Annotated in this window: 10 protein-coding genes; 5 read left to right on the top strand and 5 right to left on the bottom strand. The window is 68.9% G+C overall.

Going from position 1 to position 10,243, the window contains the following annotated elements; all coding sequences use genetic code 11:
• The 3 genes from H3O04_RS30225 to H3O04_RS30215 all read left to right on the top strand — a co-directional run.
• The coding region (locus H3O04_RS30225) for a hypothetical protein (RefSeq protein ID WP_202589073.1) at positions 1-195 on the top strand (195 nt) is incomplete at its 5' end.
• Between the two features lie 315 nt (positions 196-510).
• Positions 511-1,599, top strand: coding sequence for a glycosyltransferase family 9 protein (locus tag H3O04_RS30220; RefSeq protein ID WP_054928033.1), 1,089 nt, complete (start codon positions 511-513; stop codon positions 1,597-1,599).
• 148 nt (positions 1,600-1,747) lie between these two features.
• Positions 1,748-2,926 (top strand): glycosyltransferase family 9 protein, encoded by a 1,179-nt coding sequence (locus H3O04_RS30215; RefSeq protein ID WP_202589072.1) that lies wholly within the window; start codon positions 1,748-1,750, stop codon positions 2,924-2,926.
• Positions 2,927-3,051: 125 nt separating this feature from the next.
• Here the strand turns inward: H3O04_RS30215 and H3O04_RS30210 are convergent, their stop codons facing one another.
• From H3O04_RS30210 to H3O04_RS30200, 3 genes are all read right to left on the bottom strand, one after another.
• Positions 3,052-4,332 (bottom strand): O-antigen ligase family protein, encoded by a 1,281-nt coding sequence (locus H3O04_RS30210; RefSeq protein ID WP_077178095.1) that lies wholly within the window; start codon positions 4,330-4,332, stop codon positions 3,052-3,054.
• A gap of 138 nt (positions 4,333-4,470) precedes the next feature.
• Entirely contained in the window at positions 4,471-5,313 is an 843-nt protein-coding gene (locus tag H3O04_RS30205) for a glycosyltransferase family 2 protein (protein WP_011545853.1), read from the bottom strand.
• 161 nt (positions 5,314-5,474) lie between these two features.
• Complete coding sequence (locus H3O04_RS30200) at positions 5,475-6,227, bottom strand: glycosyltransferase family 2 protein (protein WP_077178096.1); 753 nt, start codon at positions 6,225-6,227, stop codon at positions 5,475-5,477.
• A 223-nt stretch (positions 6,228-6,450) separates the two neighbouring features.
• Here H3O04_RS30200 and msbA point away from each other — a divergent pair, with 223 nt between their 5' ends.
• Positions 6,451-8,202 (top strand): lipid A export permease/ATP-binding protein MsbA, encoded by a 1,752-nt coding sequence (gene msbA / locus H3O04_RS30195; RefSeq protein ID WP_011694340.1) that lies wholly within the window; start codon positions 6,451-6,453, stop codon positions 8,200-8,202.
• 93 nt (positions 8,203-8,295) lie between these two features.
• Entirely contained in the window at positions 8,296-8,688 is a 393-nt protein-coding gene (locus H3O04_RS30190) for an RcnB family protein (RefSeq protein WP_175782799.1), read from the top strand.
• Between the two features lie 94 nt (positions 8,689-8,782).
• Here H3O04_RS30190 and H3O04_RS30185 read toward each other — a convergent pair whose 3' ends face one another.
• Together H3O04_RS30185 and H3O04_RS30180 are read right to left on the bottom strand one after the other, a co-directional pair.
• Positions 8,783-9,349 carry an FUSC family protein gene (locus H3O04_RS30185; protein ID WP_027806451.1) on the bottom strand — a complete coding sequence of 189 codons (567 nt, stop codon included), beginning with the start codon at positions 9,347-9,349 and terminating at the stop codon, positions 8,783-8,785.
• 42 nt (positions 9,350-9,391) lie between these two features.
• Positions 9,392-10,243: MFS transporter (locus H3O04_RS30180; protein WP_202589071.1), on the bottom strand; the 852-nt coding region annotated here is incomplete at its 5' end.

Genomic DNA, 10,243 nt, shown 5'->3' with positions numbered 1-10,243 from the left:
GGCGGCGGCCGCGATGGCGGTCGGCGCCCGCCGCCGCCGCTGCCGAACGGGCTTGCGGTCCAGATCCACTACAGCAACGCGCGCGCGCAAGGCGAAATGCGTCTGGGCGACGCGTGGCGCGTGAAACCGAGCGACGTGCTGCTGGCGGAGCTGCGTGCGGCGTTCGACGGCAGCGTCGTCGAAATCACGTACTGACCGCGCGCTGTTTCGACGGCTGTCGCGCATAGGCGGCCCGTCGCATCGCCATCGTGCGGTGCGGCGGGCCGTTTTGACGTCGTCCAAGGGTAATCGGGCGCTTGGGCTTGCCCTCCGGACGCTATACAATCCCGCGCTAACCGTCCGAACGCGGCGCCTGCCGCGGGTTCGCACGGCGAGCGGCGCCGGCAGTGCGCGCGTAAACAGGGGCGGATCGATGCGGCGTGCGGCGACCTGCGGCAGGGCAGGCCCGCGGATCAGGATGCCGTGGAACGGCCCGCCGCGACGATAAAAACGGATTGTCACCACATGACCATGGCCAATGGGAACCCGACGCAGCGGATCCTCGTGATCCGGATTGATTTTCTGGGCGACATGCTGTGCACGACGGCGTTTCTCCGCGCGCTGAAGGCGCGCTGGCCGGGCGCGGAGCTACATGTGGTCGCGAACCGCTACAACGCGGCCGCGCTGGCCGGAAACCCGGACGTGCACACGATCCACACCTACGTGTACAGCCGCCAGTGCGAGCGCAACGACCGTCCCGGGCGGATGCGCGCATTCTTCGACCGGCTGCGACTCGTGCGCCGCCTGCGCCGCTTGCGGTTCGACCTCGTGATCGTGCCGAACGGCGGCATGCATCGCAGCAGCATGCAGTTCGCGCGCCAGCTTCGCGCGAAGGATTGCCGCTGGCACGATGCCGAGACCGAATTCGACGATCGCAAGCCCGAGCATGTCGCGCAGCGGCCGATGTGCCACGAGGCGTTGTCGGGTTTCCGCTTGGTGCCCGAACTCGGCTGCGCCGATCTCGATGGTCTCGAACTGTCGGTCCATCCCGATCGTGCGCGGCAGGAAGCGTGGCATCGCCTGCTCGGCGCGCGCACGAAGCCGCGCGTCGGGCTGTTCGTGTCGAACAAGGCGGTCGAGCGCCGCTGGCCCGCCGACCGCTGGCGCGACCTCGGCGAGCGGCTTGCCCCCGTCGCGGATGTGATCGTGTTTCGCGATCCGGCCATCGGTCAGGCCATCGAGGGCGAGGGATGGCGCGACGTGAATGCGCGGCATGTCGCGCCGTCGTCGGTCGCCGATCTCGTGGCGGCCGCGAGCCTGCTCGATGCAATCGTCTCGGCCGACAGCGCGCCCGTCCATCTTGCGTCGGCGCTCGGCGTACCGGTGGCCGCCCTGTTCGAGGACCGTCCCGAGAAATACCTGCGCTGGCATCCGATAGGCGTGCCGCACGTGATCCTGCGCGCGGGTCGGACCGTCGATGCGATCGGTGTCGATGCGGTCGAGCGTGCGGTGCGCCACCTGCTGTCGCAGGCCGGCCAACGCGACGAAGCGCCGGCCGCCGCGGCGCGCGTGCAGCCGGCCGCCGCCACGGCGCCCACGATCGCGACGATCGCTTCGTAGCGCGGCACGAACGGCCCGCTCGCGTACCGCGCGACACGTCACGATCGGGCCGCATCGTGGCCGCTTCCATCGCCGGCGCGCGACGCCGCGCCGGCTGCTGCAAAATCCTGTACATTGCCAGCCTTGTTCAGCCAGCCAGACGATCGCCGTGGCCCTGTTTTCTTCCGCCCGTCCGCCCAGAACCATCCTCGTTGCCGCGCCGCGCCGTATCGGCGACGTACTGTTGACGACCCCGCTCGTACGGTCGCTGAAGGCCCGCTGGCCGGACGCGCAGATCGACATGCTGGTGTTTCGCGGCACCGAGGGCGTGCTCGAGCACAATCCGGACGTGCGGCGCGTGATCGTGGTCGCGCAGCGTGCGGGATTGGGCGAGCGGCTACGCGATGCGCTGTCGATGTGGCGCCGCTACGATCTCGCATGCGCGGCGCTGAGTTCCGACCGGCCGCGTTTCTATAGCTGGTTCGCCGGCCGCAAACGGGTCGGCCTCGTCGACCCGAATCGCGTCACGTGGCTGACGCGGATGATGCTGAACGGGATCGCGATCAATCACCACGAATCTGCCCATACGGTCGTTAGTACGCTGGCACTCGCGCCGGTGCTCGGCATCGAGCCGGTGTCCGAGGTCGTCGCGCCCGGCATCGGCGATGATCCGGCGCGGCGCGCGCGTTTCGACGCGTGGCTCGCCGAGTCGCCGGCGATCCGCGCCGGCAAGCCGCTGGTCGTGCTGCATCCGTATCCGATGTTCCGTTACAAGCAATGGCGGCTCGACGGCTGGGTCGAAATGATCGGCTGGCTGCGCGAGCAGGGCTTCGCGATCGCGCTGTCGGGCGGCCCGGCCGACCGCGAGCGCGAGTATGCGGAGCAGGTCGCGACGGAGGCGGGCGGCGACGTGCTGAACCTGGTCGGCCGCCTGACGTTCGGCGAGAGCGCGGAGCTCGTGCGGCGCGCGCGGCTCTTCATCGGGCCCGACACCGGCGCGACGCACGTCGCGGCCGCGACGGGCACCGACACGATTGCACTGTTCGGGCCGTCCGACCCCGTGCGCTGGGGGCCGTGGCCGCAGCACTGGCCTGCGACCGAGAATCCGTGGGCGCTGCGCGGCTCGGGGCGGCACGGAAACGTGTGGCTGTTGCAGGGGGAGGGGGATTGCGTGCCGTGCCGCCACGAAGGCTGCGAGCGTCACGTCGACAGTCGCAGCGACTGTCTCGTCCATCTGGATGCGCAGCGCGTGAAGGCCGCAGCAGCCGAGATGTTGGGGCTGAATCCGCCGGGGCCGGCCGACGTCATCGTCGACACGTCGCGGCTGCGTCGTGCCGGGTCCGACTGACGCGCGCCTTTCTTCGTCAGCAGGAGTTTGTTTCGCGGAGCGCCGCGCGGCTCTCCGGCATCGACGGCGGATGTGCGCCGCCGCCGAACCGGGTGGGCGGGCTGCGGAACGTAGGCCGGCGTGCGTTACACGCTGCGCCGGATCGCCGACGTTTCGCGCGGCAGCGCTTCGCTGCGTTCGCCGCAACCGAGCAGGATGCCGGCCAGCAGCACGATCAGGTGCCCTTCGGCGAAATCCAGCAGCAGCGAATTCGCGAGACTGCCGATCGCGAAGATCGCGAGCCACGCGAGCAGCAGGTGTCGCGAGCGCGGATCGAGCGCGCGGCTGCCGCGCGCGATCTGCACGATCAGGTTGACGAACAGCAGCAGGCCGACCGTGCCGAGCTGCACGGCCATCAGCAGATATTCGTTGTGCGGGTTCGACGTGAGCTGGCCTTCGGCGGCCGTCTTGCCGGCCGTGAGCTTCTCGAATTCGGATTCGAGGCCGCCCGCGCCGTAACCGATCACGGGGCGCTGGCGATACAGTTCGCCCCCCTTCTTGTACCACTCGAGGCGCAGCCCGGTCGACGTGGCCGCATCGCTCTGCCGGTATTGCTGCACTTCCGTCACGACCTTCGTCAGCCGGCCGTTGTGAACCGTGCATGCCGCCACCACGAGCGCGACGCCCGCCAGTACGAGCGTGCCGGCGGCGAGCCCTGCACGCAGTGCGGACTGCCGGCGCAGCAACAGCACGAAACGTATCGCGACGACGAGGATCAGCAACAGCGCGATGACCTGTCCCGTGCGTCCCTGCAGCATCACGAACACGTTGACGAGCGACCACACGGCGATGCCCGCATAGGCGACACGGGACAGCCGCGTGCGGGTCGCCAGCGCGAGATCAGCCGCCTGGTAGAAGAGCAGCGCGCCGAACATGCCGGCCGCAATGTGGTTCTTGAACACCCAGGCGCGCGATAGCGGCAACTGGGTCGCATGCGCCGGCCCGATCCCGGTCAGCCCGAGGTAGTTAGTGGTCGACAGCAGCAGAATCACGCACAGCGTGCCGAACCAGCAGCGCCGCACGATCGGCGCCCAGTTCGAATGACGGAACGCGAGCACGGCGAACGGCAGCAGCAACAGCTTGTCGTACTTCGCGACCCAGTTCCACGCCTTGTCATGCGGCGCGACCGTATAGGTGACGCTCACGGCCAGCGCGGCCAGAATCAGCAGTGCCGCGAGCGAAGCCGGGTCGGTGACGAACGAGCGCAGGTCGCGCCAGAATTCGGGAGAGATCACGAGCGCCACGGCGAACAGCCCGCAGAACACGTTGGTCAGCGCCGTCGAGACGGGCACCATGCAGAGCGCGGCGACGGCGAAGGCGCGGGCGGCGGTCAGGCGCCGCGTGGCGGGAGCGGAAAACGAAAGCATCGGAACCTGTCGTATGGACGAATGCGGCTCGCGGACATCGTGCACCGTGCCGCGTCGCGCATCCCGGCGAGAGAGCCGGGACGAACGGCGCAGTATACGCGAAGCAGGACGGCTTTCCGTGCGGTTTTCGGGGTCGGATCAGCTGAATGCGCGCTTGATCCGCGAGCGCAACAGCGCGCGTTTGAGGCGACCTTCCACAGCCGGCGTATCGAGCGCGATCTGCGTGCCGACCGGCTCGCCGCGATGCAGGTAGTAGCGATCGAACGTCGCCTGGGTCATGCCCCATTTGTTCAGGAACTGGCGGCGGCCGTCGTTCTTGACGATCTTGCCGGTGCTCTTCTGCTGGAAGTGGTACACGAGGCTGTCGCCGACGCCGATGAAGATCCGGCACCCGGCGTCCCAGAATTTCATCGAGAAGTCGTTGTCGCTGCTCATGCCCGGCGACAGCTCGCTGCTGTAGCCGCCGATGCGGTTCCACCAGTCGCGGTGCACGAGCGTCGGCGGCCAGGTCGAGCCGAGCCAGTCCGGGCGTGCCAGCTTCGGGGTCGCGGCGACCAGGCCGGCCGCGTCGAATTGCTCGGCGTCGCGGCCGAAATTGCTGACGACCACGCACGGATTGCGCGTATCGACCGGCTCGATCATCGTGCCCGACAGCATGAACAGGTCGGTCGGCATCTGTTCGATGCGGCGCACGAGCGCCGTGTCCCAGCCCGGGCAGCAGAACATGTCGTCGTTCATGTAGACGACGTAGTCGCGCGTGGCCCGCGCGGCGGCCAGGTTGACCGCATGGCAGATGCCGATGTTGGCCGGCGACGCGGTGTGCTCGATCCCTTCGTTGCGCACCCAGTCGAGCGTGCCGTCCGAGCCGTCGTTCACGTGCACGATGATCTGGTGGTCGTACGCGGAGTGCCGGCGCAGGCTGTCGACGACGAGCTTGAGGTACGGCAGGTTGTTCCAGGTCGGAATGATGATGGAGAACATGGTGGTCGGAATTCGGTGGTCGTCGTGGCGGGCGGCGCGCGGCGCAGCCGCTCGGGCGGGCATGGGCGGTGCGCGCAACCCGGCATTGTAACGCCGGGCCGGCCGTGCGCCGGGCGCTCGCCTGGGCACGTTCGCAAGCCCGTTATTAGCGTGAACAGGCTCTAGCGTACCGGTTCGTGACCGAGCTTCAGGAACCGGTAGTACACGGTTTCCGCGTTGAACACCGCGATCATGAAGCCCGCGCGACCGTCGAGGAACCCGCGCCGCAGCACGTAAGTGCGCACGAACGCCCACGCGCCGCGGCCGAGCGCCTTGCCGAAGCCGCCGCGCTGACCGGCCGCGCGGCGCTGGCGTGCGCCGGCCGTCGAATAGGCGTCGAGCTTGCGCACGACCGTTTCGAAATCCTCGTACGAGTAGTGCATCAGCTTGCCGGCCAGGCGCTGCGCGGCGGTATCGAACACGAGGCGCTCGTGCACGAGGTCGTCCGAGAACCGCGCGGTGCCGCGCTGGAACAGCCGCGGCACCCAGTCTGGATACCAGCCGCTGTGATGGATCCACTGGCCGCAGAAGCTCGACAGCCGGTCGAGCGCATAGACCTGCGCGGCCGGCGCGCGGATCGCGTCGCGGATCGAGCGCGCGAGTTCCGGCGTGACGATTTCGTCGGTATCGAGCGAGAGGATCCAGTCGGTGCCGAGCGCGTCGAGCGCGCGGTTCTTCTGCGGGCCGAAGCCCGGCCAGTCGCGCTCGACGATCACGCGTGCGCCGTGCGCCTGCGCGATCGCGACGGTATCGTCGGTGCTGCCGCCGTCGACGACGACGACATCGTCGGCGAACGACAGCGCATCGAGACACTGCGCGAGTCGCGCGGATGCGTTGAGGGCGATGAGGGCGACGCCGAGGGTGGGTTCAGCCATGAAATCGTCGGAAAGGCGGAGAAAACGGTGAGCGGCAGTATACCTGCGGCCCGGCCGGCGGCCGCCTCACAACGGCCGTGCCGGCGAGGGCGGTACAGCTATAATGTTGAGCCCTTTTCGGCACCCGCCCGACAGGGCGCACACCCGGGCGGCCACGTGCCGGGCGCCGCATCGCGGCTCAAGAAGGATTGCCTTGGAAACCCAGAACACTCTTCGCAAACCGATGGACGGCACCGGCACCTCGCCGATGACGGTCCTCAAGCGCCTGTGGCCGTACATCCGGCCGCTCATCGGCATCGTGGTGCTCGCCGTGGTGACGATGGGCGTCGTCGCGGCCACCGAGGCCGGTATCCCGGCCCTGCTCAAGCCGCTGCTCGACCACGGCTTCGGCTCGCACGGCAGCGACAGCGCGAAATGGTACGTGCCGATCGCGGTGATCGGGCTCGCGCTGGTGCGCGGCGTGTCGCAGTACACATCGAATTACCTGCTCAACTACGTATCGAACCGCATCCTGCTGCAGCTGCGGCTCGAGATGTTCCAGCGGATGATCCATACCGGCGCGTCGTTCTTCCAGCGCGAAACCGCGAGCACGGTGATCAACGCGATCGTGTTCGAGGTCAACCAGATCCTGTCGGTGCTGACGGGCGTGATGGTCACGCTCGTGCGCGATTCGCTGACGGTGATCTTCCTGCTCGGCTACCTGTTCTACCTGAACTGGCGGCTCACGCTGATCGTCGCGGTGATCCTGCCGGGCATCGGCTGGCTCGTCAGCAAGATCAACCGCCGGCTGCGCCGCCTGAACCGCGAGCACCAGACGCTGACCAACGAGCTGTCGTATATCGTCGAGGAGACGGTCGGCGGCTACAAGGTCGTCAAGGTGCACAACGGCGAAGCGTACGAGATGGACCGCTTCACGACGATGAGCAAGCGCCTGCGCGGCTACGCGATGCGCATGACGATCTCGGGCGGCCTCGCGCAGCCGCTCACGCAGTTCCTCGCGTCGATCGCGCTCGCGGTCGTGATCACGATCGCGGTCGTGCAGTCGTCGAACGACCAGACGACGGTCGGCGGTTTCGTCGCGTTCGTCACGTCGATGCTGCTGGTGATCTCGCCGCTCAAGCACCTGATCGACGTCAACCAGCCGCTGCAGCGCGGGATGACGGCCGCCGAGCTGATCTTCGGGCTGATCGACGAGCCGGCCGAGCCGCAGGGCGGCGGGCGGCCGCTGTCGCAGGCGCGCGGCGAGATCGAGTTCCGCGCCGTGTCGTTCGACTACGGCGCGGCCGAACGGCCGACGCTCGACCGTATCTCGTTCAAGGTCGCGCCGGGTGAAATGATCGCGCTGGCCGGCCCGTCCGGGAGCGGCAAGACGACGCTCGTGAACCTGCTGCCGCGCTTCTTCGACCCGACGGACGGCACGATCCTGGTCGACGGCGTGCCGGTGTCCGACTACGATCTCCACGCGCTGCGCAGCCAGATGGCGATGGTCAGCCAGGACGTCGTGCTGTTTAACGACACGATCGCCGCGAACGTCGCCTACGGGCAGACGCCCGACCGCGCACGCGTGCAGGCCGCGCTCGAGGCCGCGAACCTCGCCGATGCGGTCGCCGCGATGCCCGACGGGCTCGATACGCTGGTCGGCGGCAACGGGATGCGGTTGTCCGGCGGCCAGCGCCAGCGGCTCGCGATTGCGCGCGCGATCTACAAGGACGCGCCGATCCTGATCCTCGACGAAGCGACGTCGGCGCTCGATTCGGAGTCGGAGCGCCACGTGCAGGCCGCGCTCGAGCGGCTGATGGAAGGCCGCACGACGCTGGTGATCGCGCACCGGCTGTCGACGATCGAGCGTGCGGATCGCATCCTCGTGCTCGAGGCCGGCAAGATCGTCGAGGAGGGCAGCCACGACGAACTGCTGCGCCACGGCGGCCTTTACGCGCACCTGCACCGGATCCAGTACCAGCAGCAGGCGGCGTGACGCGCGATCATGCGGCCGCGATGCCGTGTGCTAGTCTTCATCGGGCAGTCCCGGTCGTTTCTTGTTCGACGTGATACCACGGAGGGAAGGACAATGAAGAGGATGCACGGCATGATGCTGGCCGCATGGATCGCGGCCGGCTGCGCCGCCACCGCGGCGATGGCGCAGGATCACGGCAACCACGACAATCACGATGACCGCGGCGGCCACGGCATGCAGCGCGGCCATGGCCCGAAACACGTGCCGCCCGGGCAGGCGAAGCATCGCGACGACGACGTACCGCCGCGCTGGGCCGACCAGCCGCGCCGCGACTGGCACAAGGGCGACCGGCTGCCGGACGAATTCCGCGATCGCCAGTACGTGGTCGACGACTGGCGCGGCTACCGCCTGAGTCCGCCGCCGCGCGGCTATCACTGGGTCGGCGTCGGCGGCGACTACCTGCTCGTGCAGATCGGCTCGGGCATCGTGCTGCGGGTCGGTCCGTAACCGGGTCCGTCGCGCGGTCCGTTACCCGGTCCATCACCGTCACGCCGCTTTCCGAACGTTCATCCTGCTGCCGGGCGCGTCGCCCGGCGCCGCGTCACTTTGCCGCCGCGCGGCGGAACCAGCGCCGCTCGATTCTCGACATCACCCAGCACACACCCAGCGCGCACACCGTGCCGAGCGTCACTTCGCCGAACCGGATCAGCGGAACGTCCCACAGCGGGCCGTTGCCCGGAAACAGCAGCACGATCGTCGCGGTCACGCCGCCGAGCCGCGCGGCGCTGCCGATGTTCAGGCACCAGCAGCAGACGATCACGACCGCGACCGTGATCGCATACGCGACGAGGCGATCGCCGCCCAGCGCCGCGCCGGCGAAGCCGAGGAGGCCGCCGACCATCGCGCCGATGAACTGGTCGCGCGACAGCGACATCGTGTCCGAGTAGTTGTGCTGCGTGACGGCGATCGCGGTGATCGCCGCCCACACGGCCTGCTCGCTATGCATCGCGCGGCCGATCGCATACGCGAGGCACGCGCCGCAGACGGCCTGCAGCGCCATCAGGCCGCCTTGCGCGAGCCGTTCGCTGAATGACAACCCCTTGAACAGATCGAAGATCGACTGCTGGATCTGCTGGCGGGCTTCGTTGAGTGTCCTGATCGTATCCATCGTGCATCGGCCAAGAAGCGGGTAGCGGGCGGCGCGCCGCCGTCAATGCGCCTGTTCGGGCGACGCGGCCGCCGGTTCGTCGGCCGTCGCATCGCCGTTCTCGACGCGCGTTTCGGGCATCACGAGCCAGACCAGCAGCACCGCGAGCGCGCCGGCGGCCGCGAGCCCGAAGAAACTGACCGCGTTGCCGAAGTGGTCGGCGACGTAGCCGGCCACGGCCGTGCTGAGCGTCGCGCCGATCCCGGCCGCGAGCCCGAACAACCCGATACACAGGTTGTAGCGGCCCTTGCCGCCCGCGACGTCGGCCGCGATCAGCGGCAGCATCACGCCGAACACGGCCGCGCTGATGCCGTCGAGCATCTGCACCGGCACGAGCAGGTACGGGCTGCTGACGCCGGCGAACAGCAGTGCGCGCACCGGCAGCGCGGAGAAGCCGAGCAGCAGGATCGGCCGGCGCCCCCAGCGCTGCGCGGAGCGGCCGACCCACGGCGACAGCATCGCGACGATCGCCTGCGGCACGATGATGCACGCGGCGATCACGAGCTGCACGTTCTCGCCCATCCCGGCCGTCACTTCGCCGGCCGCGAGGTTCAGCATCGCGGCGTTCGACAGATGGAACAGCACGACGCAGGCCGCGAAGATCAGCATCCGGCGGTCGCGCAGCAGTTCGAGCAGCGTTTCGCGCTCGCCGGCTTCGTCGAGCTCGTCAGGCTTCGACGACTGCGGAATCACCTGGTGTGTCGGCTGGATCATCGCGAGCGCGAACAGCGCGGGCAGCGCCAGCACGGCGGTCAGCCAGAACACCGCGCGCGCGGAGAAGTATTCGCCGGTCAGTCCCATCAGGCCCGCCGCGACCGCACTGCCGATCGACGCCCAGCGCGCGTTGCGGCCGAG

This window comes from Burkholderia sp. KCJ3K979 (assembly GCF_016759955.1).
Classification (GTDB): domain Bacteria; phylum Pseudomonadota; class Gammaproteobacteria; order Burkholderiales; family Burkholderiaceae; genus Burkholderia; species Burkholderia orbicola.
The sequence above is the reverse complement of the archived record's forward strand: the minus strand, read 5'-3'. Positions and strand labels throughout refer to the sequence as shown.

Bases quoted from the DNA above. Each gene is read 5' to 3' on its own strand.
- H3O04_RS30220 (WP_054928033.1), top strand. From the start codon at position 511: ATGGCCAATGGGAACCCGACGCAGCGGATCCTCGTGATCCGGATTGAT.
- H3O04_RS30210 (WP_077178095.1), bottom strand. From the start codon at position 4,332: ATGCTTTCGTTTTCCGCTCCCGCCACGCGGCGCCTGACCGCCGCCCGC.
- H3O04_RS30205 (WP_011545853.1), bottom strand. From the start codon at position 5,313: ATGTTCTCCATCATCATTCCGACCTGGAACAACCTGCCGTACCTCAAG.
- H3O04_RS30200 (WP_077178096.1), bottom strand. From the start codon at position 6,227: ATGGCTGAACCCACCCTCGGCGTCGCCCTCATCGCCCTCAACGCATCC.
- msbA (WP_011694340.1), top strand. From the start codon at position 6,451: ATGGACGGCACCGGCACCTCGCCGATGACGGTCCTCAAGCGCCTGTGG.
- H3O04_RS30190 (WP_175782799.1), top strand. From the start codon at position 8,296: ATGAAGAGGATGCACGGCATGATGCTGGCCGCATGGATCGCGGCCGGC.
- H3O04_RS30185 (WP_027806451.1), bottom strand. From the start codon at position 9,349: ATGGATACGATCAGGACACTCAACGAAGCCCGCCAGCAGATCCAGCAG.